Origin of the sequence: Stenotrophomonas sp. AG209 (assembly GCF_003550055.1) — a bacterium.
In the GTDB taxonomy this organism is placed as follows: Bacteria; Pseudomonadota; Gammaproteobacteria; order Xanthomonadales; family Xanthomonadaceae; genus Stenotrophomonas.
Genome location: NZ_QXDB01000001.1, coordinates 2,465,951 through 2,490,230, shown reverse-complemented (window position 1 = coordinate 2,490,230; position 24,280 = coordinate 2,465,951). Strand labels below are relative to the sequence as shown.

Sequence of the window (24,280 nt, the reverse complement as noted above, 5' to 3'; positions counted from 1 at the left end):
GCCTCCTCAGTGGCCGTGCTCGGCTTCGCCCTTGGCCAGTTCGGCCTTGAGCAGGAAGGCGTTGGCACCGACGATGCGCTCGTTGCCGGTCAGTCCACCGAGGATCTCGATGCGGTCGCCGGCACGGCGCCCGGCCAGCACCGGCTGCGCCTTGAAGCCGCCGTCGACGGCGACGAACACCGCACTGCTGCCATCGACGTTCTGCACCGCATCGGCGGGCACGCTGAGCGAACCGTCCTGGCCCTCGGTGACCACCACCGCCGAAACCGGCGAACCGGCCGGCGGCAGCGAAGCGTCCACTGGCGTGGCGCGGATCACCGCGACGCCGCCCTGCTGGCGCACATCGGCGGCCGAACCGGTGACGGTGGCGGTGAAGCTGCCACCCGGCACGCTCACTTCCAGCTTCATGCCGGGCGTGACCTGTGCGGCCAGCGCGGGCGGCGCGGTGAACACCAGTTCGTTCATCGCCGGATCGGCGACATCGGCCACCGCGCTGCCGGCGGCGACCACCCCGCCCGGGGTGACCTGCACGTTGCCGACGATGCCGGCCACCGGACTGGTGATGCGCACGCGGCCACTGGCATCGGGCGCACCGTTGGCAGCAGCCTGGGCCTGCGCGGCAGCGGCCTGGGCCTGTGCCGCCAACGAGCGGGCGCGCGAGGCCTCCAGTTCCTGGCGCGCGACCACGCCCTGGTCGACCAGCGCCTTGTCGCGACCATAGGCCAGGCGCGCGGCTTCGGCTTCGGCCGAGGCGGCCAGCGCATTGGCGCGGAACACCGCGGCCTCACCGCTGACCACGATGGCCAGCGCCTGGTTCTGCTTCACCGCCGTGCCCGGCGCGACCAGCACGCGTTCGACGCGGCCGGTCACCGTGGACGCCACCGACGCGCGTGCGCCCACCGACGGCTCGACCCGTCCGGACAGGCGCGTCGAGCCACCGCCACCGCGACCGATGGCGACCACCTCGATACCGGACGCCTTGATCTGTTCCGGGGTCAGCTGCACCACGCCTTCATCGGCGTCGGCGGGGGCCTTGGTGGTTTCCGCCTTGGCTTCCTTGCTGTCGGCGGCATGGCCGTGGCCATCGTCGGTGCCCGCCTTGGCCGCAGCCGGGTCTTCATTGGCAGGCGTCTGCGCATTGCCGGCGCAGCCGGCCAGCAGGACGGTCAGCAGCACGCCGCCGATCAGCGGGAAAGTACGGGAGAGAGTCATTTGGCCTCCACAAAAGGTGCGCGCCCTTCAAGGCGGGCAAGATCGATTTCGGCGCCGACGCGCGACAGGCGCGCATCCACGGCGGTGCCGCGGGCGGCGATGAGGGCGCTGCGCGTGCTGCGCAGTTCCAGCTGCGAGATGCGTCCGGCATCGAAGCCGACGCGTGCGAGGCGATACGCCTCTTCGGCGGCGACCACGCTTTCATCGGCGGCGCGGGTACGGCTGCCGGCCGCCTTCAGCCCGGCCACGGCGGAAAGGCGTTCGGCCTCGCTGTCGCGGCGCTGCTGGTCCAGGCGTGCCTCGGCCGCGCGCTGGTCGGCATTGGCGGCGCGGATGCCACCGCGGTTGCGGTCGAACAGCGGGATGCTGAGGCTGACCCCGAGGTTGTAGGCACGCTCGCCGCCTTCGCGGAAACGGGTCTGCGCGGCGGTGACGCTCAGATCGGGCAGGGCGCGCTTGCGCTCCACCTCGACCAGCTTGCCGGCCGCATCGGCTTCGGCTTCAGCGATGCGCACCGCCAGCGCCACGTCGGTGGCGCCACGCGGCAGCGGCGGGGCACGGTCGAGCAGACTGTTGTCGATCGACTGCACCGGCGCATCCAGCAGCGCGGCACCGGCCAGGCGGGCCAGTGCGGCGTCGCGGAATGCCTGCGCCTCATCCAGCGCAGCGCTGGCATTGGCCACTTCGCTCTGCGCCTGCACCGCGCGCAGCTGCGGTTCGCGGCCCTGCTTGACCATCGCGTTGACCGCATTGGCGTCATCGCGGGTGAGGGTCAGCGCCTCTTCGGCCAGGGCGTAGCGGCGCAGTGCACTTTCCGCCTGTGCGTAGACCACCGCCAGCTGGCTGGCCACGTCGCTGCGGCTTTGGGCACCACGCAGGTTGGCGGCCTGTGCCTCGGCACGGGCGGCACGGACACGCGCGCCACGCTGGCCCCAGACCTCCAGCGGCTGGGACAGGGTGAGCACGGTATCGGCCTTGCCCATGCCGCCATAGGAGCCGGTGCCCCAGGCGTTCTCGGCGGAGTAGGAGAGGGAAGGGTTGGGCAACGCACGGGCCTGGTCGGCGCGCGCGTCGGCGGCCTCGGCCAGTGCCGTACCGACGCGGGTGCCGGGCAGCTGGTCCAGGCGTTCAAGCAGGGTGTCGTAGGAAGGGGCGGCTTGCGCCATCACCGATGCCGCCGGGGCCAGGCCCAGCAGCACAGCGACGACCAGCCCGGCCGCGCGCGGCGACCGAGGTGTCAGGATCGACATAGGGGGATTCCGGTTGTGAGTGAAACGGGAGCCCGCAATCGCGGGACGCGCTCAACTCACGCCCGGGGAGGACGCGTCAATTCATCCTGGGCGACCGCATAGGTCGCCGCGTCGCCGGCATTCATCCAGCGCGCCGGCAGTGGCGCACCGAAGGCAGCGAGGGTGCTGGCCGGCAGGCTCAGATTGGAGTGGTGGCAGTGGTTGTGGCCACAGGCACCGACGTGCTTGCCGTCGGCATCGCCATCGGAATCCGGTGCGGACTCCACGTGCACCGTGCTGGCGTGCGGTTCCACCGTGCAGGCCAGCGCGTCGGCCACCGGCACGACCACGAATGCCGCCATCAGCAGCATCAGCAGGTACGAGCGAAGGTGGCGGGAGATCCGGCGCATGGAGGGGAGGCTAGCAAGCGGTTTTCGCCGGATACAATATCAATGGCCACCTCGGGAATCCGTCGGAGCCTCCCGTTCAGGTGGGTCGGGCTGGGGTCGGATCCCTTTCCTCCGGAAAGGGCTCTGACCCCGACACCTTGCTGCCGGCCAGCGGCCGGCACTACCGTTCTGCAGGCAGCTTCGCGATCACCTTGATCTCGAACTGGAACCCATACAGCCAGGTCACGCCGATTCCGGTCAGGGTCGGGTGCGGTGCTTCGCCCCAATACTCGGGCACGATCGCCCACGCCTTCTCGAAGTTCTTCTCGGGATCGACCAGGAACACGGTCACGTCGACCACGTCATCGAAGGTGCAGCCGGCGGCAGCCAGCACCGCGTTGAGATTCTCGAAGGCGCGGCGTACCTGGGTTTCAAAATCCGGCTCGGGTGAGCCGTCCTCGCGGCTGCCGACCTGGCCGGAGACGAACAGGAAGCCATCGGACCGGATCGCCGGCGAGTAGCGGTTGCGCTCGTACAAGGCCTGGCGGCCGGCGGGGAAAACGACATCACGCTGTGACATGGGGAAGATCCCGTGGGAGAGAACGCCCATCCTCCGCGCCAGCGCTGTCTGGATAAACCGCGATGATCGGCCTAGATTGATTGCCGATCCCAAACAATCATGGCCCGCCATGGACCGTTTCGAGGCGATGCGGGCGTTTGCCCGGGTGGTGGAAACCGGCAGCTTCACCCGCGCCGCGCAGACCCTGCAGATCAGCCGCACCACGGCCACCCAGCTGGTGCAGCAACTGGAGGCGCACCTGCGGCTGCGCCTGCTCAACCGCACCACGCGCCGGGTCAGCGTCACCGCCGATGGCGCGGCCTATTACCCGCGCATCGCCCGCCTGCTGGCCGAGCTGGAAGAGGTGGAGGGCGGGCTGGGCGACGCGGCCACCCAACCGCGCGGACGCCTGCGCGTGGATGTGCCCGGGCCGTACGCGCGCTTGCGGCTGGTGCCGGCGCTGCCGGATTTCCAGGCGCGCTACCCGGAGATCCAGCTGGATATCGGCGTCAGCGACCGCGAGGTCGATGTCATCGCCGACAACGTCGACTGCGTGATCCGCGGCGGCACCCCGGCCGACCCGGCACTGGTGGCGCGGCCGCTCGGCGCGCTGCCGATCGGTTTCCACGCCAGCCCGGGCTATGTGCAGCGTTTCGGCCTGCCGACCGACCCGCGCGCGCTGGAAGGGCCCGATCACCACATGGTCGGCTTCCTCAGCCCGCGCAGTGGCCGGGCCCGGATGTTCAGCGCGCAGCGCGGCGATGAGCGCGTTGAGGTGCAGGGCCGCTACACGGTCGGCTTCGACGACGGCAACGCCTATCTGGCGGCTGCGTTGGCGGGGCTGGGCGTGGTGGCGCTGCCCAGCTACATGGCCGATCCGCACGTGGCGCGTGGCGAGCTGCTGCCGGTGCTGCAGGACTGGCAGCTGCCGCCGATGCCGATGCATGTGATGTTTCCGCCGAACCGGCACATGAGCCAGCGGCTGCGGGTGTTCATCGATTGGGTGGTGGAAGCGTTGGGGTGAGTGCATCGGTCGCGTGCGAAAATCCGGCTGCACGTACTGGAGAACGCACACCCTGATGAGCCGCATCGTCGCACTGGATACCGAAACCACCGGCATCTCCCACCGCCTGGGGCACCGGGTGATCGAAATCGGTGCCGTCGAACTGATCGATGGCCAGCTGACCGGCCGCCAGTTCCACACCTACCTGCAGCCGCAGCGCAAGGTCGATTGGGGCGCACAGCGCGTGCATGGCATCAGCGATGCGATGCTGGTGGGCAAGCCACTGTTTTCAAGCAAGGCCGCCGAACTGCTGGACTTCCTGCGCGGCAGCGAAATGGTCGCGCACAACGCCACCTTCGACGTGGGTTTCCTGGACAACGAGCTGCGCCTGGCGGGCATCCCCGGCACGCTGGCCCAGCATTGCCGCATCACCTGCAGCCTGAAGCTGGCGCGCGGGCGCTGGCCGGGCCAGGGCAACAAGCTGGATGATGTGCTGCAGCGCCTGCGCATTCCCGGCAACCGCGGCCTGCACGGCGCGTTGAAGGATGCCCATCTGCTGGCTCAGGTGATTCCGCATCTGCGTTGAACTGGCCCGGCACTACCGGCGGCCGTCGCGTTCAGCCCCAGCCTGTGGGTAACTTGCGCAAGTACTTGAACCCGTGCATAATGCGCGGCTCGCTGTGTCCGGTTTTCTACCGGGCGGCGCCCCCGGGAACACGTCCCCGGCCGCCCAACGCCAGCGTAACCCTTTGATTCTCTTGACGTGTGGTGGGCAACCATCGAGGCCGCCGTCTCCCGGGCTACGGGCTGACAACTACTACTATCGAGGTGCGCAATGTCCCGCGTATGCCAGGTTTCCGGCAAGCGAGTGCAGACGGGTAACAACGTCTCGCACGCCAACAACAAGACCCGTCGTCGTTTCCTGCCGAATCTGCACGAGCGCCGTTTCTGGGTGGCCAGCGAGAACCGCTGGGTCAAGCTTCGTGTTTCCGCGCATGCACTGCGCACCATCGACAAGAACGGCATTGATTCCGTTCTGGCTGAGCTGCGTGCGCGCGGCGAAAAGGTCTGAGGAGTAAAGCATCATGGCAGGCAAGCGCGATAAGGTCCGTATGATTTCCTCGGCCGGTACCGGCCACTTCTACACGACCGACAAGAACAAGAAGAACACCCCGGGGAAGATGGAATTCCTGAAGTACGATCCGGTCGTGCGCAAGCACGTCCTGTACAAGGAAGGCAAGATCAAGTAATCCGCAAGGATTGCTGGTCCCCGCGAAGAAACCCGCCCTTGTGGCGGGTTTTTTCATGTCTGGCATTCGGGTGGTGGGCACTTCCTGCATTGCCGCGGTGGGTGCCGACCGTTGGTCGGCACTGGGGCAGTCCCCGCGCAGGCTGTCGCCAATGCCGCCCTGCCTGGTGTGAAGGGCCGAATGCGATAAGTGATTCTTCCTACCGGTTCCGGTGCTCCGCGCGGTTCAAATCGATTGGAACGACGGGCGTGACCGTGCCCATGATGGCGAGCCGCTGCGGTTGCAGCGGTCGGGCTTGCAATCCCGTGAAGTCAATCAATCAGTAGACTCGCCCGCCGTCGCCGGAGATCCCTCCGGCGACGGTTGGTGATCTATCCGCCTCTATGGCGGACGGTGCGAGGGGGCCTTGCGCCCGCCGGTTCGTTTGCTGATTGATTGCTTCCCGGTATTGCAACCACGCATCGTCCGCCACCTTCACGGTGGCCAGATCCGTTGAAGGAGGTTGCATGAACACCCCATCACACCGGCAGGACCTGGAACTGGGCTGGCTGCGCCTGCAGCGCATGCTGCAAGGCATCGAGGGCATGGCGCTGCTGCTGTGCGACCACCACCTCGCGCTGGCCAACGGCGCGCCGTCGCCGCTTCCAGAGGCGCAGCTGGAACGGGCCGCGCAGGCGATCGCCTGCATGGCGCTCAACGGCCGCCGCCACGCCGAATCGGTGCGGCAGCTGTGCGAGGTGCCGGTGCGGCATTGAGCCGTCCTGTAGAGCCGAGCCCACGCACGGCTGCTCTGCCGTCGGAACGGAAGGCAGTCGAGCGCGGCTCGACTCTACAAGGGCCGGTGGGCAGAATGGCCCATCACCTCCCGACGGGCGACGCGATGCTGTTCGAGTGGTTGCTGGGTTCGTATCTGCTGCTGATCGACTGGCTGATCCGGCTGGTCGCGCTGTGCTGGATCCCCACCCGCACCACGCCGGGAGCGGCGCGCAGCTGGCTGCTGCTGGTCGGCTTCGTGCCGCTGCTGGGCCTGCCGCTGTACCTGCTGTTCGGCCACCCGTGGCTGTCGCGCGAGCGTATCCGCCGCCAGGCGGAGGCCTCGCAGGTGATCCGCGAGGAACAGGCGCTGCAGCATCGCCTGCGCTGGGCCCCGCAGCCGGACACCGCCAGCGCCGAGATCGTACCGCTGGTGCAGCGCCAGGGCGACTTCATGCCGGTGCACGGCAACGCCGTCGATCTGCTGACCGACTACGACGAATCACTGCACACGCTGATCGCCGACATCGACCAGGCCGAAGACCGCGTGCACCTGCTGTACTACCTGATGTTCGACGACGCGGTGGGCGAGGCGATCGTCGAGGCCCTGCAGCGCGCAGCGGCGCGTGGCGTGCAGTGCCGCGTGCTGCTCGACGCGGTGGGCGCCAAGCGCGGCCTGCGTGCCTATCGCAAGCGCCTGGAAGCGCGCGACATCGAAGTGCGCGCGATGCTGCCCGGTGGCCTGCGCTGGCGCCGCAGCGGGCGCATGGACCTGCGCAACCACCGCAAGATCGCGGTGATCGACAACGAAGTGGCCTATGTCGGTTCGCAGAACCTGGCGGGCCCGCAGTTCGTGCCCGGCCACCCGAACCGCGAGCTGGTGGCGCGCGTGCGCGGCCCGGCGGTGGCGCATCTGGAAGCGGTGTTCGCCAGCGACTGGTACATGGAAACCGGCCAGCGCCTGGACGTGATCGCCGATGTGCCCGAGCGCAGCGACGACATCGCCACCCAGCTGCTGCCCAGCGGCCCGGCCTACCCGTACAGCAACGCACGCGATGCGGTGGCGGCGCTGATCCACCTCGCACGGCGCCGGCTGGTGATGGTCACCCCGTACTTCGTGCCCGACGAAGCCACGCTGAGCGCGCTGCGCATCGCGGCGTTGTCCGGGGTGGACGTGCAGCTGATCCTGTCGGCCAGCAACAACCAGCGGCTGACCTCGTGGGCGCAGGAGGCGTACTACGACGAGCTGCTGCGCTGTGGCGTGCGCATCGCCCTGTACGAACCGCAGTTCCTGCACGCCAAGCACATGAGCGTGGACGAGGACATCGCCGTGCTCGGCTCGATCAACATGGATATCCGCTCGTTCGCGCTGAATGCCGAAATCGGCCTGATCTGCTACGACCGCGCGCTGGTCCAGCAGCTGTGCGCGATCGAGGACGGCTACCTGCGCGAGTCGCGGCAGCTGGACCTGCAGCAGTGGCGCAGCCGCCCTACGTGGCGGCGCAGCCGCGAAGGCATCGCACGCTTGGCCGATGCGTTGATGTGAGGCAAGGCCGGCCGCCCATTTCGGCAATCCGGCCTGTCATCGCCGATGGCCTACAATCGGCACATGACTGATTCACCGCGTAATGGCGAACTGGACCTGGCAATCATCGGTGGTGGTGCGGCCGGCGTGCTGGTGGCGATCCAGGTACTGCGCCAGGCCAAGGCGCCGCTGGCGCTGGCCATTTTCGAACCGGCTTCGCAGCTGGCGCAGGGCATCGCCTATGCCACGCCGTGGCCGGAGCACCTGCTGAACGTGCCGGCGGCGAAGATGAGTGCGTTTGCCGACCAGCCTGGCGATTTCCTCGACTACCTGATGGACGCCGATGCCTACCCGGGCGAGGCGCGCGAGGTGCTGGGCGAGCGTTACGTGTGCCGCCACTACTTCGCGGCCTACCTGCAGCAGCGCCTGCAGGACGCCGCCAAAGCCAGCCCGGCGCAGCTGCAGGTGATCGCGCAGCCGGTGCTGGGCCTGCAGCCGGATGACCATGGTTATCGGCTGCAGCTGGGCGATGGCCAGACGCTGCACGCCGCACAGGCGGTGCTGGCTACCGGCAACAGCATGCGCCCGCTGCCGGTGGCCGGTGCCGATGCGCTGCCTGCCGATGACGTGATCGAGGCCTGGGACTACGACGGCGTGCGCACCCTGGCCGGTGAACAGGCCGTGGCCATTGTCGGCTCCGGCCTGAGCATGGCCGACACCGTGCTGGCGCTGGTCGCCGCCGGCCACACCGGCCCGCTGCACGTGATCTCGCGCCATGGCCTGCTGCCGTTGCCGCATGCGCATGGTGGCCTGCCCACGTTCGACCCGGCCACGCTGCTGCCGATGAACCTGCGCCAGCGCCTGCACGCATTGCGCGGGTTCGCACGCCAGGCGCAGGCCGACGGCCTGCCGTGGCAGGGCGTGATGGACCGCATCCGCCCGCACGGGCAGGCGTTGTGGTGCAGCCTCGATGAGGCCGACCAGCGCCGCTTCCTGCGCCATGTGGTGCGCTATTGGGACGTGCATCGCCACCGCATCGCCGAAGAGGTGGATGCGCAGCTGCAGACACTGCAGGACAGCGGCCAGCTGCGTATCCACCGGTCCCGCCTGCAGCGCGTCTGGCGCGACGGCGATGCGCTGCAGCTGTCCGGCCGCGATGCCTCGGGCAATGAACAGCAGTGGACGATCAGCGGGGTGATCAACGCCACCGGCGTGGAAACCCGTGCCAGCGCGCTGCGCAATCCGTTGCTGCAGCAGCTGCAGGCCGATGGGCTGGCCCGCCCCGGCCCGCACGGGCTGGGCCTGGACAGCACGGTGCCGGGCGACCGCCTGTGTGCGGCCGGTGGCCAGCCGCAGGCACGGCTGGGCGTGCTCGGCAGCCTGCGCATCGGCAGCCTGTGGGAAAGCCTGGCGGTGCCTGAACTGCGTCAGCAGGCGCACGCACTGGCAACCCAGGTGGTCGCAGGAGCCGCGACGGCGATGCCGTAAAATGGGGGCATGGATGTCTCCCACCTGCTTGATGGCCTGAACCCGGCCCAGCGCGAAGCCGTCTCCGCTCCCCCCGGCCACCACCTGGTGCTGGCCGGTGCCGGTTCCGGCAAGACCCGCGTACTCACCCACCGCATCGCCTGGCTGCATGAAGTCGATGGCGTGCCGACCCACGGCATTTTCGCGGTGACCTTCACCAACAAGGCGGCCGGCGAAATGCGCCACCGCATCGACGCACAGCTGCCCAATGGCAGCCGTGGCATGTGGATCGGCACCTTCCACGGCCTGGCCAACCGCCTGCTGCGCCTGCACTGGCAGGACGCGAAGCTGCCGGAAGGCTTCCAGGTGATGGATTCGGACGACCAGCTGCGGCTGGTCAAGCGCGTGGTGCAGGCGCTGGAACTGGACGACGGCAAGTACCCGGCCAAGCAGATCGCGTGGTGGATCAACGCGCAGAAGGACGAAGGTCGCCGCCCGCAGCACATCCAGCCCGAGCCGCACGACGCCTGGCTGGAAACCATGCGCCAGGCCTACATCGAGTACCAGGCACGCTGCGACCGCGCCGGCCTGGTCGACTTCGCCGAGCTGCTGCTGCGTGCGCACGAACTGCTGCGCGACAACCCGGCCCTGTTGGCGCACTACCGCGCCCGTTTCCGCGAAATCCTGGTGGACGAGTTCCAGGACACCAATGCCATCCAGTACGCCTTCGTGCGCGTGCTGGCCGGCGATTCCGGCCACGTGTTCGTGGTCGGCGACGATGACCAGGCCATCTACGGCTGGCGCGGCGCCAAGGTCGAGAACGTGCAGGGCTTCTTGCGCGACTTCCCGGGCGCGCAGACCATCCGCCTGGAACAGAACTACCGCTCCACCGCCAACATCCTCGGCGCCGCCAATGCGGTAATCGCGCACAACCCCGACCGCATCGGCAAGCAGCTGTGGACCGACAGCGGCGACGGTGAGCCGATCGACCTGTACGCGGCGTACAACGAGATGGACGAGGCACGCTACATCGTCGAGCGCGCGCGCCAGTGGGTGCGTGACGGTGGCAGCTACACCGAAGTGGCCGTGCTCTACCGCAGCAATGCGCAGTCGCGCGCGCTGGAAGAAGCGCTGCTGAGCGAACAGGTGCCGTACCGCGTATACGGCGGCATGCGCTTCTTCGAACGTGCCGAAATCAAGGACGCGCTGGCCTACCTGCGCCTGCTGTCCAACCGCAACGACGACGCGGCGTTCGAGCGCGCGGTCAACACGCCGACGCGTGGCATCGGCGACCGCACGCTGGACGAAGTGCGCCGGGAGGCGCGCGCGCAGGGCATTTCGCTGTGGGAAGCGACCATGCTGGTCACCCAGGACAGCGCGCTGGCCGCACGTGCACGCAACGCGCTGGCCGGCTTCCTGGTGCTGGTCAACGAGCTGCAGGCGCAGACCCTGCACATGACCCTGGCCGAGCGCGTGGACCACGTGCTGGCCCGCTCGCAGCTGCGCGAGCACTGGAGCAAGGAAAGCCGCAACGCGCTGGACTCCGAATCGCGCACTGACAACCTCGACGAACTGGTCTCGGTGGCCTCGCGCTTCGTGCGCCGCGCCGATGACATCGAGGAAGTGGGCGAGGACATGGACGAGCTGGTCGCGTTCCTGGCCTATGCCGCGCTGGAGGCCGGCGAGGGCCAGGCGCAGGCGGGCGAAGAGGGCGTGCAGCTGATGACCCTGCACTCGGCCAAGGGCCTGGAGTTCCCGCTGGTGTTCCTGGCCGGCCTGGAAGAAGGCCTGTTCCCCAGCGCACGCTCGCTGGAGGAAAGCGGGCGGCTGGAAGAAGAGCGCCGCCTGGCCTACGTGGGCATCACCCGCGCGCGCCAGAAACTGGTACTGAGCTACGCCGAATCGCGCCGCATCCATGGCCAGGACAACTACAGCCTGCCGTCGCGCTTCCTGCGCGAGATCCCGCGCGAGCTGCTGCATGAAGTCCGCCCCAAGGTGCAGGTCTCGCGGCCGGCCTCGATGGGCGCCAGCCGGGTGATGGGCCATGCCTCGATCGAGGCACCGCCGATCAAGCTCGGCGCGCTGGTTACCCATCCCAAGTTCGGCGAAGGCATGGTGACCGACTACGAAGGCAACGGTGCCCACGCCCGTGTGCAGGTCGAGTTCGCCGACGCCGGCAGCAAGTGGCTGGTGATGGCGTACGCCAACCTGACGGTGATCTGATCACCGTCGAGGGGTCGCCGGGACACCTGTAGAGCCGAGCCCATGCTCGGCTGCTTTTCACGGCACAAGCAGCCGAGCATGGGCTCGGCTCCACAATCGCGGTCGGCCGTCAGCTGGTGGTGAACGTCTCCACGGCTGCCACCAGCCGCGCGCGACCCATCGCTTCTTCATCCTTGCGGTTGCGGATCAACACATAGTGGCCTTCCGCTGGCGACAGCACCTCGATCACCTCGCCGCGGTAGTTGGTGATCTCGATGAAGCCGTTGCCCACGCCGTTGAGGTTGTCGATTTCGGCTACTAACGTCTCCAGGCTAACGATTGCGCCGTCCCCGTCCGTTCCGCCGCCAGTGCGGGGATTGTCGAAGTACACGCTAATCTTCGGCTGCCTGGTCCTATGCCAGTTGTTGACGTCAACGATGTGATGTGTGGACCACTTGAACTCCTCCACCGACTCATTGCCGCTGAACTCGCAGCGGAAGATCGGCAGGCACAGGAACAGGTTGGTTCGATTGGCGTTGCGGTTCAGTAGCCCGTGATACGTGGCGGGAACCGCTAACGCGTGGGTGAAACCATAGGCGCTGGACGGAATTTCAAAGATCGTTGGCCCATCGTGTGAGAGATGATGCGGCGCGTTCAACAGAACGTTCGCGGCGAATTCCGGATCAGCGATGTCCTTGGAGGTGATCGCCAGATCGTGCCCGTTGGTGTTTCGCAGGCAGCAGTGAATCGTGAACGTCGCAACTACGTATTTGCCAAAGTAACAACCACGGGCTTCGCCTAGCTCGCCGAACTCCCTTAACAGGTCATCCTTGGTGATCATGGGTATCTGGACAGTGGAAAAGCCCATGATGGCCCTTCGAGTGTTTTCCGGCCATGCAACTTGTCCGAAGGCACTTGGGGAGGGCAGAACCCTTTTCCGTTGGAAAAGGGATCCGACCCCGATTAGGCTGCGGGCATGACCCGCAACGTGCTCATCCTCTGCAGCCAGAACCGCCTGCGCAGCCCCACCGCCGAGCAGGTGTTCGCCGATTGGCCAGGCATCGAGACCGCCTCGGCCGGGCTGCTGGCCGATGCCGAGGAAGTGCTCAGCCCCGAGCTGCTGCAGTGGGCCGATATCGTATTCGTGATGGAGCGCGCCCACCGCAACCGGCTGTCCAGCCGTTACAAGGCATGGCTGAACGGCAAGCGGGTGATCTGCCTGGATATTCCGGACGACTACGAGTACATGGACCCGGTGCTGGTGGAGCTGCTGAAGCGCAAGGTCACGCCGTTCCTGCGTTGACAGGCTGTTGTAGAGCCGAGGGCAGCGGCTCCTGCCGCTACCCTCGGCTCTACAATAGGCGGCACTTCTTCCAGGAACGCCCCCATGACCGAACCCACGCTGCACGTCACCGTGAAGTTGAACGCCCGGCTGCAGCCGGAGCATCGCCACGAACTGTTCGAGGATCCGCTCGACGCATTGATGCAGGCCGCCGAGATCGGCGAGATCGTCGGCGGCGGTACCGCGATCTCCGATCTGGGCGAGGTCGAGTACGGCGATATCGAAGTGGCGCTGGTCGATGCCGATGGCGTGCCGAAGCTGATCGATCTGCTGGAGCAGCTGGGCGCGCCGAAGGGTTCGCAGCTGCAGGGCGCAGGCGAGGCTGACCGCAGCTTCGGCGTGACCGAAGGCCTGGGCATCTACCTGGATGGCCTGAACCTGCCGGACGACGTCTACGAACAGTGCGATTCCAACCACGTGTTCGAGCAGCTGTCCGAGAACATCGACGGCCTGGGCGAGATCTGCAGCTGGTGGCAGGGCCCGACCGAGACCGCGCTGTACATGTACGGCGAATCGTTCGAAGCGATGCGTGATGCGATTGCCGAATTCGTGGGCAGCTATCCGCTGTGCCAGAACGCACGCGTGGTGCAGATCGCCTGAGACGTTCAACTGTGGAGCCGAGCATGGGCTCGGCTCTACAGAAGCAGGTTATCGGCCGGCTGACTGCCGGGCGTTGTCGCGCTGGGCAAGATCCTTGCCCAGGTAATAGCCGCCACAGAACAGGGCGAAGGTGGCGGCGAGGCTCCACAGGATGATCCTGAGGGTGCTTTGTGATGTCGGCTTGCTTTCCTGCATCAACGTTCTCCCGGGGCGGCCCGATACCGCTTGGTCAGCATGCGCCGCGGTCAGTGGGTACGCAAGCTGGCGGTGCGCACAGGCCGCTGCACGGCGCCGGATTGATCCTGCTCAAGGCGCGCCCTGCACATCCGGTGTGCAATGGTGTTGTTCCCATCTGGCAGACCGCCACGGAGCCCCACCATGTACAAGCGCATCCTGATTGCTACCGACGGGTCCGAGCTGGCCGACAAGGGCCTGGCCAAGGGCCTGGAGCTGGCCAAGGACCTCAATGCCGAGGTCGATATCGTCACTGTTTCCGAGCCGTGGGCCGTCGGCATGTACGACGCCATGGGCTGGAGCGTGGGCTACATGAACAGCCCCGAGTACAAGGCCGACCGCGAGGAAGGCGCACAGAAGGTGCTGCAGCCGGCGCTGGCCAAGGCGGCCGAGCAGGGCATCACCGCCAACCCTGTGCATGTGCTGGACCGCTACGCCGCCGACGGCATCATCGAGACAGCAGGGGAGCGCAACAGCGACCTGATCGTGATGACCTCGCACGGCCGCCGTGGCGTGACCCGCGTGCTGCTGGGCAGCCAGACCGCGGAAGTGCTGGCGCGCAGCACCCTGCCGGTGCTGGTCATCCGCTGATCCACACCCGCTGATTCAAGCGTTCCCGGGGAGGGGACCCGACGCCGGCCGCAGGATGCGCGCCGGCGTTGTCTTTTTGGGCCGGGGGGCCATCCACGCGTGGCGTGGATCCACGTTCGTTGTCCCGGTAGATCCACGCCATGCGGGGATGGGCCGTGCCGATCGCCTTGATGGGGTCAGAGCCATTTCCTGTGGAAAGGGATCCGACCCCGGGTCACATCACCAGCTATACAGCTTCCAGTACACCGGCGACACGCCGTCCTTGTCGTTGTCCATGCGGCCGTCGCCGTTCTTGTCGTACATGTAGAACGGGGCGCCGCGCGACGGGGTCACCTTGACCATGCGCAGCTGGCCGGACACGCGGTATTCCTCGATGGTGTCACCGTTGTCCATGGTGCGCTTGGACACATCCGCGCCCTTGACGTCCACCGGGGGAGCGCCCGCGCCACCCATGCTGGCGCAGCCAGCGAGCAGGAGCAGGGAAGCCAGCATCAGGGTCTTCATCGGCGGGGGCCTTTGCCTGGAAAGAGCCCAGATTATGCCCCATCGCGGTGTACGGGCCGTGTCGCCGCGATGCAGGCACGGGCGCGTAGAATCGACCCATGAGCAGATTAGTCCTGATCGACGGGTCCAGTTACCTGTACCGCGCGTTCCACGCGCTGCCGCCCCTGTCCAATGCACAGGGTGAACCCACCGGCGCGCTGTTCGGCGTGGTCAACATGCTGCGCTCGACGCTGAAGGAGCGCCCGGCCTACGTGGCGTTCGTGGTCGACGCACCGGGCAAGACCTTCCGTGACGACCTGTACGAGCAGTACAAGGCCAACCGCCCGCCGATGCCCGATGAGCTGCGCAGCCAGGTCGAGCCGATGTGCCGCATCGTCGAGGCGCTGGGCATCAGCATCCTGCGCATCCCCGGCGTGGAAGCCGACGATGTGATCGGCACGCTGGCCCTGCAGGGCCAGGCGCAGGACCTGAAGGTGACCATTTCCACCGGCGACAAGGACTTTGCCCAGCTGGTGCGCCCGGGCATCGAGCTGGTCAACACCATGACCGGCAGCCGCATGGATTCGGACGCGGCGGTGATGGAGAAGTTCGGCGTGCGCGCCGACCAGATCATCGACCTGCTGGCGCTGATGGGCGACACCGTCGACAACGTGCCGGGCGTGGAGAAGTGCGGGCCGAAGACCGCTGCCAAGTGGCTGGCCGAGTACCAGCACCTGGACGGCGTGATGGCGGCCGCGCCGACCATGAAGGGCAAGATCGGCGAGAACCTGCGCGCCGCGCTGGAGCGCCTGCCGCTGAACCGCGAGCTGGTGACCATCCGCACCGACGTGGAGCTGGACGCCAGCCCGACCACGCTGGCCCTGCGCGAGCAGGACGTGCCGGCGCTGACCGAGCTGTATACGCGCTACGGCTTCACCCAGGCGCTGAAGGAACTGGGTGCGCCGCTGCCGGCGCCGGCTGCCGCCAGCGAGGCCACGCCGAGCCTGCGTGGTACCGCCGCCGGCTTCGCCCGTGGCAGTGCCGAGGCACCGGCCGCCGGCACGCTGGATCCGGCGCTGGCCGCACCGGGTGAATACGAGACCGTGCTGACCAGCGCGCAGCTGCAGGCCTGGGTCGAGCGCCTGCAGCAGGCCGATCTGATCAGCTTCGATACCGAAACCGATGCGCTGGACGCGATGCGCGCGCGCCTGGTCGGTGTCAGCCTGGCGGTCGAGCCGGGCAAGGCCGCCTACATTCCGGTCGGCCACGATTACCCGGGTGCGCCGGCCCAGCTGCCGATGCAGGAGGTGCTGGATGCGCTGCGCCCGGTGCTGCAGGACCCGGCGAAGAAGAAGCTGGGCCAGCATGGCAAGTACGACCTGCATGTGCTGCGCCGCCACGGCGTGGACGTGCAGGGCTACCACGACGACACCATGCTCGAGAGCTTCGTGCTCAATTCCACCGCCACCCGCCACGACATGGATTCGCTGGCCCTGCGTTACCTGGGCTACAGCACCATCAAGTTCGAGGATGTGGCCGGCAAGGGCGCCAAGCAGATTCCGTTCTCGCAGGTGGGCATCGACGAAGCCAGCCGCTATGCGGCCGAGGACGCCGACATCACCCTGCGCCTGCACCACGCGCTGCAGCCGCAGCTGCTGGCCGAGCCGGCGCTGGACAGCGTGTACCGCGACATCGAGATGCCGCTGGTGCCGGTGCTGACCACGATCGAAGCCAACGGCGTGCGGATCGATACCGATGAACTGCGCCGGCAGAGCCAGGACCTGTCCTCGCGCATGCTGGCCGCACAGCAGAAGGCCACCGAGCTGGCCGGCCGCAGCTTCAACCTGGATTCGCCCAAGCAGCTGCAGGCGGTGCTGTTCGACGAGCTGAAGCTGCCGGCGGTGGTGAAGACCCCCAAGGGCCAGCCCAGCACCAATGAAGAGGCGCTGGAGGCGATTGCCGACCAGCACGAACTGCCGCGGGTGATCCTCGACTACCGGGGCCTGGCCAAGCTGCGCAGCACCTACACCGACAAGCTGCCGGAGATGGTCAACCCGGACACCGGCCGGGTGCATACCAGCTACCACCAGTCCGGTGCTGCCACCGGCCGCCTGTCCTCGTCGGACCCGAACCTGCAGAACATCCCGATCCGCACCGAGGACGGCCGCCGCATCCGCCGCGCGTTCATCGCCCCGGAGGGCTTCCAGCTGCTGGCGGCCGACTATTCGCAGATCGAGCTGCGGATCATGGCCCACCTGTCCGAGGACCCGGGCCTGGTGCGTGCCTTCGAGCAGGGCGCCGACGTGCACCGTGCCACCGCTGCCGAGGTGTTCGGGCGCACGCTGGAGGAGGTGACCCCGAACGAGCGCCGTGCCGCCAAGGCCATCAACTTCGGCCTGATGTACGGCATGAGCGCCTTCGGCCTGGCCCGCAACCTGGGCATCGACCGTGGCCAGGCGCAGGACTACGTGGCGCTGTACTTCAGTCGCTACCCGGGCGTGCGCGACTTCATGGAGCGGATGCGCCAGCAGGCCCGTGACCAGGGCTACGTGGAAACCCTGTTCGGCCGTCGCCTGTACCTGAACGACATCCACGCCCGCAACCAGGGCCTGCGTGCCGGTGCTGAACGTGCGGCGATCAACGCGCCGATGCAGGGCACCGCCGCCGACATTATCAAGCGCGCGATGGTGGATGTGGACCAGTGGCTGCGTGACAGTGGGGCACCCGCGCGGATGATCCTGCAGGTGCACGATGAACTGGTCTTCGAAACCGAAAGCAGTTTCGTTGAAGACTTGCGTTTGCAGGTGGTGGAGCGCATGTCGCAAGCGGCCAAACTGCGGGTGCCGCTGGTGGTCGACACCGGCGTCGGCAACAACTGGGACGAAGCGCATTGACCACGTTTCAAGCCGAAAACGACGTGAACCTATTCATTCATCAGATGTTTCTGACTCGATCATGAATGTTGCCCTGATTGAAGCTCATTAAATTGGGCCCCTTCACGAACCGTTAGTGTTCGGAGTGCTTCTATAACTCTCGACAGGCGCAATGCCTGTTGTGGATCTCTCCCATCCCCTGGAGCAGATCTCGGAACGGGGACTCCTCCCCAAGTGCCCGTTCCCCGGCCCCGTTGACCTCCCCCTGGTCAGCGGGGCTTTTTATTTGTGCCGCCGGAACATCTCGGATGGGGTCAGATCCCTTTGCCCGGTGGGCAAAGGGATCTGACCCCAGGTGCTAGGCTGGGCCACTATCCAGCAGGGGAACCCGCAATGCCCGATCTGTTCGCACTGGCAATGCCGTGGTGGGAGTTCATCCTGCGCGCGGTGGTGGTGTATGTCGTGGTGCTGGGCATGGTCCGGTTGAGCGGCAAGCGCCCGCTGGGGCAGATCACCCCGTTCGACGTGCTGCTGGTGGTGCTGCTGGGCAATGCGGTGCAGAACGCGCTGCTGGGCACCGACACCTCGCTGGGCGGCGGCCTGCTGCTGGCCGCGACCCTGATCCTGCTCAACTACGGGGTGGGCTGGGTCAGTACCCGCAGCCGGAGGGTCGAGCGCCTGGTGGAGGGAGAACCGGTGGTGATCGCACGCGATGGGCGCCTGTTCGACGCCGTGCTGCGTCGCGAACAGGTCACCCGCTCGGATTTCGACGCCGCCCTGCGCCAGCAGGGATGCCTGGGCGTGGAGGAGGTCGAGCTGGCCCTGCTGGAGATCAACGGGCACATCACCATCATTCCCAGGAAGAGCGCCTGACCTTGTAGCGCCGAGCCCATGCCTGGCTGCCTTGCGCCCGGCGCTTCAGGTGCCGGGCGTCAGGGAGCGGCTTCAGCCTTCAGCGCCGGCCAGTTGCGCGTCGCGTCCACATCGCAGGCGACGTGGGTGCCCTTGCCGTCCTTCGCGCAGATCGCCGCCATGGCCTGCGGCACCTTCGGGTCCGCCGTGTGCGCATACACCGCGGCCAGTGCCAGGCAACCTTCGCGTACGCCCGCACTGCACAGCGTCTGGAAGTAGGGCAGCGATGCGGCCCATTGCTCGTCGTTGAACAGTGCCTCGCCGGCAACCTTGCAGCCCAGCAGCTTGCCATCGGTGCAGCAGGCCTTGGCGCCGTCCTTGCGGCCCAGACTCGGGCAGTCCAGCGGCAGCGGGATCTCCACGAAGGCCACCGGCGGTGCGCAGCTGGCATTGCCTGAGCCCGGCTTGCGCTGGTAGTAGGCGAAGCGGTTGCCGTTGTCGATTCCGATCAGGTTGCCGTTCTGCAGCGCCTGCAGCACAAAGTCGCTGCCGACGTCGCGGCGGATCAGGATGCGTCCGCCTTCCAGGCTGGCGCGCAGGCGCTGGCTGCGGCCCTCGACATCGACCACGCCGCCGTCGAGGAAGTTCAGCTGCGAGAGCACGCTGTGCTCGGCTTCGTAGCGGCCGCAGGGCAGGGTGATGGCCGGCACCGGTGCCAGCGCCGTGGCCGGCACCGTGTCCAGCACCGCGAGACGTCTGGCGGTCTCGCACTCGGACGCCTCCGCGCGCTGTGCGCAGGCCAGCTGCACCGCGTCGCGGGCCTGCAGCGTGCGCCCGGCGCTCCACAGTACATCGGCTACCTTGCTGCAGAACGTCTCACCGTGCTGCTGCCGGCACAGCGCAGACAATTCATCGAGCTGCGCGGCCGGCAGCAGTGGCGCCATCGCGTGTTCCAGCCCGAACACCAGCTTGCCCATCTGCTCCCAGGCCACCACTGAGGCCATCGCTTCGCATCCTTCTGCGTCGAACGATGGGGAATCTTCCTTGCAGAGCTCAGGCATCGGTGGCTCTGCCCGCGTGGCCTTCGGGGCCGCGTCCTTGGCCTGCTGCTGGTAGGTTTCCAGCAACTGCACGCAGGCCGCGCCCACGCCTTCGGCGCACCAGGCGTGCAGCTTCGGCGGCGCGGCCTCGGGCAACGCCTCCAGGCAGTCGGAGGTATTCATCACGCAGCCGCCCTCGATTGGTTCCGGCATCGCCTTGCAGGCCGCGGAGCGCTGGCGGGTGAACTCGCCATAGGGCGTGACGATGTTGCGATCGTCGTTCTCGAAGAACCAGTTTTCCAGGCGGCCGGTGCTCAGGTTGCCGGTGCCGAGCACCTCCTGCTCGCGGGCCACGCGCAGTTCTTCGGTGGCCTGGTAGGGACCGGACAGGTATCCGTGGCCCTCGCTCTCGAGGGTCAGCGTGGTGGTGCCGCTGCTGTTGGTGTAAGTACCACAGGCCATTGACTGCGCCGCTGCCGGCAGCGCGGCCGAGGCCAGTGCAAACAACAGCAGGGAGCGCCAGCCCGCAGCGCGGGGACGGAAGGAAACAGCGACAGGCATTGGGGGATCATCCTTGAAGGAGGCAGAGCAGGACCTGTCCGGTGCTGGACGCACCACAGGCGGGGAAGGCACCACGCGTCAGGCGTGGCGTCGGAAGATCAGAGCCAGTCGCGCGGCACCAGGTAATCGGCCAGGCGCGCCTCGGCGCTGCCGGCCTCCGGGCTGAAGCCGTACTCCCAACGCACCCGTGGCGGCAGGCTCATCAGGATGCTTTCGCTGCGGCCACCGCTCTGCAGACCGAACAGCGTGCCGCGGTCATAGACCAGGTTGAACTCCACATAGCGGCCACGACGGTACAGCTGGAACTCGCGTTCGCGCTCGCCATGGGCGGTGTCCTTGCGCTGCTGCACGATCGGCAGGTAGGCGTCGAGGAAGCCATCGCCAACCGCGCGCAGGTATTCGAAATCGCGCTCGAAGTCGCCATGCAGGTCGTCGAAGAACAGGCCGCCTACGCCGCGCGTTTCATTGCGATGGCGCAGGAAGAAATACTCATCGCACCAGCGCTTGTGCGCGGCATAGCGTTCGTCGCCAAACGGTGTGCACAGGTCGCGTGCGACCCGGTGCCAGTGCTGCACGTCTTCGTCGAACGGATAGAACGGGGTCAGGTCGAAGCCACCACCGAACCAGCTGGCCACCACTTCGCCGTCGCGCTGCGCCTGGAAGAAGCGCACGTTGGCATGGGTGGTCGGCACATAGGGGTTGAGTGGGTGGAACACCAGCGACACGCCGGTAGCACGCCAGGAGGCGCCGGCCAGTTCCGGGCGGTTGGCCGAGGCCGACGGCGGCAGGCGGCTGCCGGCCACGTCGGAGAAGCCGATGCCGGCCTGCTCGAACACTGCACCATCGCGCAGCACGCGGGTACGCCCGCCACCGCCCTCGGCACGCTGCCACAGGTCTTCCTGGAAGCGGGCCTGGCCATCGACGGCCTCGATCGCCGCACAGATGCGGTCCTGCAGGTCGGTGAGGTAGGCGCGCACGCGCTCGAATTCGTTCATGGCGCGTACTTTACCGCAACGGCCACGCACCGCTGGAAGGCCCCGTCCCATGGAGATGGGGCCTTCAGCCCCTCCTACTCGGTCGCCCTGAAGTAGTGGAATCCAACGTGCTGCCCGATGCCGAGCAGATCTCCGTTGAGCAGCGGCTGGAGGATCAGCTCTCCAACCCTTGCATGCTTGAGATGGATCCGGTCATTTTCCAGTCGGGCCTGCAGCTGACCGAAGGGGGCGGAGGCACTGCCGTCTTCAGTGAAGGTCAGGGAGCTTATGATGCCGCCCGACGAGACGAACGTTCCTTGCGGAAGCTCCACGCCCTTGGCTGGCTGCAGGTCCGGGCCCAGTCCCCGAAGTGGTTCCAGCAATGCGCAGTCGAGGCTCCGGCCACCGGTGCATGCCAGTTCCAGGGCCTCCGTTGCCCGTCCAAGGTCGCCTGCCGAAGCATGCAGATCGGCGACTTTGCCGCAGAACGCACCATCAGGCGTCTTCGTGCAGAAGTCATGCAACATTTCCCTGTGATCCTTTGGAAGGGTGGCGGTGGCCACAGTGGCTGCATGCAGCCCCAAAGAAGCATGGACAATCGCGTTCCTGAATGAACTCAACAGCTCGGGTTTGTCCTCGAGCCGTGCCAGACACGCTGGCCCCGAGGTGGTGCTGTCGGCATCCTGGCACTCGGTAGGCAGCGGCATCGTGGCCAGCTGCTTCTCCAGCGTCGCCCGCATTCTGGTGACCAGTTCCTCCGGCGGAGCAATGGTGCCGGCATCGATCAGATGCTCGATGTACTTCTCCGGCAATGCCATGCACATGTAGGGCACGCCTTCCGCACATGCATTCTCAAGAGCGGTGGTATCCATGGAATGGCGCATGTCCACGCATCGCTTGGGATCTGCGAGACAGCTGTCTGCGGGATGTCTGAGTGCGGCCGAGCACTGCGACGGTTCGATCAGCGAGTAGTGCGTTCCATCGTCGTGAAGAGCCTGTCCGCTCTGATCTGCACCCACGGAGCGGGCGTAGCCGGTGCTGAGGTTGACGATGATCATGTCGTCCCCGGATTGTTGCAGCGCGAATCGGGAATGACTTCCATCGTGGGAGATTGCATGTCCTCTATCCGGTGCCTCGACAACAAGCTTCGAGCTTCCGTACTCGTCACTGAAGACGCCGCACGCGACCCCGGATGCCAAGGTTGGAAAGGAAAGGAACAGCAGAAGGGCGCCGGTCACGGGCGACCAGGCAAGCAAGCGCGGAGCATCTAGCGGCATTTCGCCTTCTCAGCATGAATGGAGATACTGGAGTACGCATTGGGCGATGACCTGAGCACGCCCGTCGGCTCCAGTGAATTCCATGATAGGGCGACGATCGGATGCAGCAGTGATTCCATCCGGGAGCCCTTGCAGGCTGGTGGGAGCAAGTCGACCCGGGTATGTCGATCACGACAATCAGGGCCCGCACGAAGCAGCGGACAGGCCCTGGCGGGCTCAGCGCTTGCGGTTGGAATTGCGCGGCGCCGGAGCGTCGTCCACGGCCGCCTCGTCAACCGCCTTCTGCAGGGCACCACCCAGCGTGATCAGCTCCCAGTTCTGGGTTCCGAGCACGTCGCAGGCCACATGCAGGCCGCTGCGGTCGGCCTTGCACAGCTGCTCCAGGGTTGCCCGTGCGTCAACATCCGCACCGTTGCCCTGAGCGGTGACCAGGTTCTCGCAGCCCTCGCGGACGCCAGCGCGGCAGACCGTGGTGTAGTGCTCGGCGGCCTGCAGCCAGTTCCCGGACAGCGCAAGGCGGTTGCCGAGAATGTTGCAGCCCTGCAGCTTGCCCTGGGCACAGCAGGCTTCGGCACCGCCCTCGTTGGCCAGTGCCAGCGGGCAATCCTGCGGCAGTGGCAGCACCTTGAACTGCTTCGGTGCACTGCAGCGGGTCGGGCCCTCGCCGGTGGGACGGAACACCTGGAAGCGGGTCCAGTTATCCAGCCCCAGCAACTGCCCGCCCGGCAGCGGGCGCAGCACGAAGTCACCGTCCCTGTCGTGATGGATGCGGATGTCGCCATCTTCGACACGCGCGCGAAGATGGCTGCTCCAGCCAACGCCAACCAGGCCGGCATCGCCGAAGTCCAGCGTGTCCATCAGGCCGCCGTCTGCCCGGTAGTTGCCGCAGGGCAAGGCCGTTGCCGGTTGCGGCTGCAACGATGCGCCCACCGCCTGCAACGCCGGCAGGCGTTCGCAGGTGGCGGTGTCATTGCCAGGTGTGCAGGCCGCAGCCAGCGCTTGCACTGCCTGCAGGGGATCTCCCGCCTCCCAGGACAGCTCAGCTACGCGGGTGCAGAAGCCGCCATGCGGTACCTCGCGGCACAGCCGCAACAACTGTTGCCGCCGCTCGACCGGAATGATCACCGGCACGGTCGGCGCCGTCATCGTCACCATGGCTTCGGTCATGGCTGCCGTCATCGCGGCCTTGACCAGCTGCTCCTGCACTGCCGGGTCGGCCTCGAGTGCGGCGGCACACGCCGGGGTTCCCTGTTCGAAGCCGCCGTTGTTGCAGGCGGCGGGGAGTTTGATGCCGGACAGGGCGGCGTCGAGCGCTGCCTTTGCCAGAGACGGATCGGCCTCGACCGTGGGTTTGGCCTCCTCATGCCAACGATCAGCCAGTTGCAGGCACATGCCAGGCACGCCTTCCCGGCACCCTGCTTCCAACGCGGTCGGGGTCGCTTCGCGACGGTTGTCCAGGCACGCCGCCGCATCAGCCAGGCAGCTGCCTTCAGCCGGTATGGCCGCTGCGGCGCACTGTGCGGGGGTCTGCAGGAGGTAGACCGTGCCATCCACCTCGACCGTGCGGCCACGATCGCGCACCTGCAGGGCACTGGGCAGGCCGTACTCCAGGTTCACCAGTTGCAGCGTTCCATCGATCTGCTGGAACACGACCGGAGACGGCGCACTGCCGAAGTGCTTCTGCTCGCCACGGTTGGGTGAGCTGATGCGCAGCGTGCCGCTGCCTTCGTCGGCCTTGAACAGGCCGCATTGCGGTGACTGTGCGACGGCCGTCGGCGCGGCCAGCAGCAAGGCCCAGGCCAGCCAGCGGCGGCGCGGTGCGGGTGAATGCATGTCGTCTCCTTGACGATCGAACGGGAAACTC

Annotated in this window: 24 protein-coding genes; 13 read left to right on the top strand and 11 right to left on the bottom strand. The window is 67.2% G+C overall.

Annotated features, from left to right (window positions below):
* Window positions 1-6 precede the first annotated feature (6 nt).
* The 4 genes from DFO63_RS11535 to DFO63_RS11520 all read right to left on the bottom strand — a co-directional run bounded on the left by DFO63_RS11535 (window position 7) and on the right by DFO63_RS11520 (window position 3,410).
* Window positions 7-1,212 carry an efflux RND transporter periplasmic adaptor subunit gene (locus DFO63_RS11535; RefSeq protein ID WP_119006945.1) on the bottom strand — a complete coding sequence of 402 codons (1,206 nt, stop codon included), beginning with the start codon at window positions 1,210-1,212 and terminating at the stop codon, window positions 7-9.
* Window positions 1,209-2,462, bottom strand: coding sequence for a TolC family protein (locus tag DFO63_RS11530; RefSeq protein ID WP_049446945.1), 1,254 nt, complete (start codon window positions 2,460-2,462; stop codon window positions 1,209-1,211). The genes DFO63_RS11535 and DFO63_RS11530 overlap by 4 nt, the downstream gene beginning before the upstream one ends.
* A gap of 56 nt (window positions 2,463-2,518) precedes the next feature.
* Window positions 2,519-2,851 carry a hypothetical protein gene (locus DFO63_RS11525; protein ID WP_049446947.1) on the bottom strand — a complete coding sequence of 111 codons (333 nt, stop codon included), beginning with the start codon at window positions 2,849-2,851 and terminating at the stop codon, window positions 2,519-2,521.
* A 160-nt stretch (window positions 2,852-3,011) separates the two neighbouring features.
* Window positions 3,012-3,410: a RidA family protein gene (locus tag DFO63_RS11520; RefSeq protein WP_101766320.1), complete on the bottom strand. Its 399-nt coding sequence runs from the start codon at window positions 3,408-3,410 to the stop codon at window positions 3,012-3,014.
* A gap of 109 nt (window positions 3,411-3,519) precedes the next feature.
* Here DFO63_RS11520 and DFO63_RS11515 point away from each other — a divergent pair, with 109 nt between their 5' ends.
* From DFO63_RS11515 to uvrD, 8 genes are all read left to right on the top strand, one after another.
* Window positions 3,520-4,413 (top strand): LysR family transcriptional regulator, encoded by an 894-nt coding sequence (locus tag DFO63_RS11515; protein ID WP_119006944.1) that lies wholly within the window; start codon window positions 3,520-3,522, stop codon window positions 4,411-4,413.
* A 55-nt stretch (window positions 4,414-4,468) separates the two neighbouring features.
* Window positions 4,469-4,978 carry a DNA polymerase III subunit epsilon gene (gene dnaQ, locus DFO63_RS11510; RefSeq protein WP_006402525.1) on the top strand — a complete coding sequence of 170 codons (510 nt, stop codon included), beginning with the start codon at window positions 4,469-4,471 and terminating at the stop codon, window positions 4,976-4,978.
* Between the two features lie 249 nt (window positions 4,979-5,227).
* Entirely contained in the window at window positions 5,228-5,464 is a 237-nt protein-coding gene (gene rpmB / locus DFO63_RS11505; protein WP_005411638.1) for a 50S ribosomal protein L28, read from the top strand.
* A gap of 10 nt (window positions 5,465-5,474) precedes the next feature.
* Window positions 5,475-5,642, top strand: coding sequence for a 50S ribosomal protein L33 (rpmG, locus tag DFO63_RS11500; protein ID WP_169411268.1), 168 nt, complete (start codon window positions 5,475-5,477; stop codon window positions 5,640-5,642).
* 506 nt (window positions 5,643-6,148) lie between these two features.
* Window positions 6,149-6,397, top strand: coding sequence for a hypothetical protein (locus tag DFO63_RS11495; RefSeq protein ID WP_014038959.1), 249 nt, complete (start codon window positions 6,149-6,151; stop codon window positions 6,395-6,397).
* A 125-nt stretch (window positions 6,398-6,522) separates the two neighbouring features.
* Window positions 6,523-7,941, top strand: a complete 1,419-nt coding sequence (cls, locus tag DFO63_RS11490; protein WP_119006943.1) for a cardiolipin synthase — start codon at window positions 6,523-6,525, stop codon at window positions 7,939-7,941.
* Between the two features lie 45 nt (window positions 7,942-7,986).
* Window positions 7,987-9,408 (top strand): FAD/NAD(P)-binding protein, encoded by a 1,422-nt coding sequence (locus DFO63_RS11485; RefSeq protein WP_119006942.1) that lies wholly within the window; start codon window positions 7,987-7,989, stop codon window positions 9,406-9,408.
* A gap of 9 nt (window positions 9,409-9,417) precedes the next feature.
* Window positions 9,418-11,610, top strand: a complete 2,193-nt coding sequence (gene uvrD, locus DFO63_RS11480) for a DNA helicase II (protein ID WP_119006941.1) — start codon at window positions 9,418-9,420, stop codon at window positions 11,608-11,610.
* 109 nt (window positions 11,611-11,719) lie between these two features.
* Here uvrD and DFO63_RS11475 read toward each other — a convergent pair whose 3' ends face one another.
* A complete protein-coding gene (locus DFO63_RS11475) occupies window positions 11,720-12,430 on the bottom strand; it encodes a hypothetical protein (protein ID WP_259337420.1) in 711 nt (236 codons plus the stop codon).
* A 135-nt stretch (window positions 12,431-12,565) separates the two neighbouring features.
* Here DFO63_RS11475 and DFO63_RS11470 point away from each other — a divergent pair, with 135 nt between their 5' ends.
* Both DFO63_RS11470 and DFO63_RS11465 read left to right on the top strand, forming a co-directional pair.
* Window positions 12,566-12,892: a low molecular weight protein tyrosine phosphatase family protein gene (locus DFO63_RS11470; protein WP_119006939.1), complete on the top strand. Its 327-nt coding sequence runs from the start codon at window positions 12,566-12,568 to the stop codon at window positions 12,890-12,892.
* An 84-nt stretch (window positions 12,893-12,976) separates the two neighbouring features.
* A complete protein-coding gene (locus DFO63_RS11465; RefSeq protein ID WP_119006938.1) occupies window positions 12,977-13,531 on the top strand; it encodes a hypothetical protein in 555 nt (184 codons plus the stop codon).
* A 48-nt stretch (window positions 13,532-13,579) separates the two neighbouring features.
* Here the strand turns inward: DFO63_RS11465 and DFO63_RS22125 are convergent, their stop codons facing one another.
* The gene (locus DFO63_RS22125) at window positions 13,580-13,726 is read right to left on the bottom strand and encodes a hypothetical protein (protein WP_168356070.1); all 147 of its coding nucleotides are present in this window, start codon (window positions 13,724-13,726) and stop codon (window positions 13,580-13,582) included.
* Between the two features lie 183 nt (window positions 13,727-13,909).
* Between DFO63_RS22125 and DFO63_RS11460 the strand changes: the two genes are divergently transcribed.
* Window positions 13,910-14,356 carry a universal stress protein gene (locus tag DFO63_RS11460; protein WP_005411629.1) on the top strand — a complete coding sequence of 149 codons (447 nt, stop codon included), beginning with the start codon at window positions 13,910-13,912 and terminating at the stop codon, window positions 14,354-14,356.
* A gap of 219 nt (window positions 14,357-14,575) precedes the next feature.
* On the opposite strand, the gene DFO63_RS11455 is transcribed toward DFO63_RS11460, so the two are convergent.
* The gene (locus tag DFO63_RS11455; RefSeq protein ID WP_014038952.1) at window positions 14,576-14,860 is read right to left on the bottom strand and encodes a DUF2782 domain-containing protein; all 285 of its coding nucleotides are present in this window, start codon (window positions 14,858-14,860) and stop codon (window positions 14,576-14,578) included.
* A gap of 98 nt (window positions 14,861-14,958) precedes the next feature.
* Between DFO63_RS11455 and polA the strand changes: the two genes are divergently transcribed.
* Both polA and DFO63_RS11445 read left to right on the top strand, forming a co-directional pair.
* Window positions 14,959-17,733: a DNA polymerase I gene (gene polA, locus DFO63_RS11450; protein WP_119006937.1), complete on the top strand. Its 2,775-nt coding sequence runs from the start codon at window positions 14,959-14,961 to the stop codon at window positions 17,731-17,733.
* Between the two features lie 372 nt (window positions 17,734-18,105).
* Entirely contained in the window at window positions 18,106-18,585 is a 480-nt protein-coding gene (locus DFO63_RS11445) for a YetF domain-containing protein (protein ID WP_049446968.1), read from the top strand.
* Window positions 18,586-18,644: 59 nt separating this feature from the next.
* On the opposite strand, the gene DFO63_RS11440 is transcribed toward DFO63_RS11445, so the two are convergent.
* The 4 genes from DFO63_RS11440 to DFO63_RS11425 form a co-directional block, all read right to left on the bottom strand.
* The gene (locus DFO63_RS11440; protein WP_119006936.1) at window positions 18,645-20,165 is read right to left on the bottom strand and encodes a hypothetical protein; all 1,521 of its coding nucleotides are present in this window, start codon (window positions 20,163-20,165) and stop codon (window positions 18,645-18,647) included.
* A 98-nt stretch (window positions 20,166-20,263) separates the two neighbouring features.
* Complete coding sequence (gene hemF, locus DFO63_RS11435) at window positions 20,264-21,160, bottom strand: oxygen-dependent coproporphyrinogen oxidase (protein WP_101766309.1); 897 nt, start codon at window positions 21,158-21,160, stop codon at window positions 20,264-20,266.
* 74 nt (window positions 21,161-21,234) lie between these two features.
* Window positions 21,235-22,197, bottom strand: coding sequence for a hypothetical protein (locus DFO63_RS11430; protein ID WP_147416436.1), 963 nt, complete (start codon window positions 22,195-22,197; stop codon window positions 21,235-21,237).
* A gap of 435 nt (window positions 22,198-22,632) precedes the next feature.
* Complete coding sequence (locus DFO63_RS11425; RefSeq protein WP_101766308.1) at window positions 22,633-24,249, bottom strand: hypothetical protein; 1,617 nt, start codon at window positions 24,247-24,249, stop codon at window positions 22,633-22,635.
* Window positions 24,250-24,280 lie beyond the last annotated feature (31 nt).

Excerpts from the sequence above, each read along its gene's own strand:
- DFO63_RS22125 (WP_168356070.1), bottom strand. The coding sequence starts at position 13,726 with ATGCAGGAAAGCAAGCCGACATCACAAAGCACCCTCAGGATCATCCTG.
- DFO63_RS11445 (WP_049446968.1), top strand. The coding sequence starts at position 18,106 with ATGCCCGATCTGTTCGCACTGGCAATGCCGTGGTGGGAGTTCATCCTG.
- DFO63_RS11530 (WP_049446945.1), bottom strand. The coding sequence starts at position 2,462 with ATGTCGATCCTGACACCTCGGTCGCCGCGCGCGGCCGGGCTGGTCGTC.
- DFO63_RS11465 (WP_119006938.1), top strand. The coding sequence starts at position 12,977 with ATGACCGAACCCACGCTGCACGTCACCGTGAAGTTGAACGCCCGGCTG.
- DFO63_RS11520 (WP_101766320.1), bottom strand. The coding sequence starts at position 3,410 with ATGTCACAGCGTGATGTCGTTTTCCCCGCCGGCCGCCAGGCCTTGTAC.
- DFO63_RS11525 (WP_049446947.1), bottom strand. The coding sequence starts at position 2,851 with ATGCGCCGGATCTCCCGCCACCTTCGCTCGTACCTGCTGATGCTGCTG.
- DFO63_RS11535 (WP_119006945.1), bottom strand. The coding sequence starts at position 1,212 with ATGACTCTCTCCCGTACTTTCCCGCTGATCGGCGGCGTGCTGCTGACC.
- DFO63_RS11475 (WP_259337420.1), bottom strand. The coding sequence starts at position 12,430 with ATGATCACCAAGGATGACCTGTTAAGGGAGTTCGGCGAGCTAGGCGAA.
- DFO63_RS11460 (WP_005411629.1), top strand. The coding sequence starts at position 13,910 with ATGTACAAGCGCATCCTGATTGCTACCGACGGGTCCGAGCTGGCCGAC.
- cls (WP_119006943.1), top strand. The coding sequence starts at position 6,523 with ATGCTGTTCGAGTGGTTGCTGGGTTCGTATCTGCTGCTGATCGACTGG.
- DFO63_RS11425 (WP_101766308.1), bottom strand. The coding sequence starts at position 24,249 with ATGCATTCACCCGCACCGCGCCGCCGCTGGCTGGCCTGGGCCTTGCTG.
- DFO63_RS11485 (WP_119006942.1), top strand. The coding sequence starts at position 7,987 with ATGGCCTACAATCGGCACATGACTGATTCACCGCGTAATGGCGAACTG.
- rpmB (WP_005411638.1), top strand. The coding sequence starts at position 5,228 with ATGTCCCGCGTATGCCAGGTTTCCGGCAAGCGAGTGCAGACGGGTAAC.
- DFO63_RS11515 (WP_119006944.1), top strand. The coding sequence starts at position 3,520 with ATGGACCGTTTCGAGGCGATGCGGGCGTTTGCCCGGGTGGTGGAAACC.
- uvrD (WP_119006941.1), top strand. The coding sequence starts at position 9,418 with ATGGATGTCTCCCACCTGCTTGATGGCCTGAACCCGGCCCAGCGCGAA.
- DFO63_RS11455 (WP_014038952.1), bottom strand. The coding sequence starts at position 14,860 with ATGAAGACCCTGATGCTGGCTTCCCTGCTCCTGCTCGCTGGCTGCGCC.
- dnaQ (WP_006402525.1), top strand. The coding sequence starts at position 4,469 with ATGAGCCGCATCGTCGCACTGGATACCGAAACCACCGGCATCTCCCAC.
- polA (WP_119006937.1), top strand. The coding sequence starts at position 14,959 with ATGAGCAGATTAGTCCTGATCGACGGGTCCAGTTACCTGTACCGCGCG.
- DFO63_RS11470 (WP_119006939.1), top strand. The coding sequence starts at position 12,566 with ATGACCCGCAACGTGCTCATCCTCTGCAGCCAGAACCGCCTGCGCAGC.
- DFO63_RS11440 (WP_119006936.1), bottom strand. The coding sequence starts at position 20,165 with ATGCCTGTCGCTGTTTCCTTCCGTCCCCGCGCTGCGGGCTGGCGCTCC.
- DFO63_RS11430 (WP_147416436.1), bottom strand. The coding sequence starts at position 22,197 with ATGATCATCGTCAACCTCAGCACCGGCTACGCCCGCTCCGTGGGTGCA.
- hemF (WP_101766309.1), bottom strand. The coding sequence starts at position 21,160 with ATGAACGAATTCGAGCGCGTGCGCGCCTACCTCACCGACCTGCAGGAC.
- DFO63_RS11495 (WP_014038959.1), top strand. The coding sequence starts at position 6,149 with ATGAACACCCCATCACACCGGCAGGACCTGGAACTGGGCTGGCTGCGC.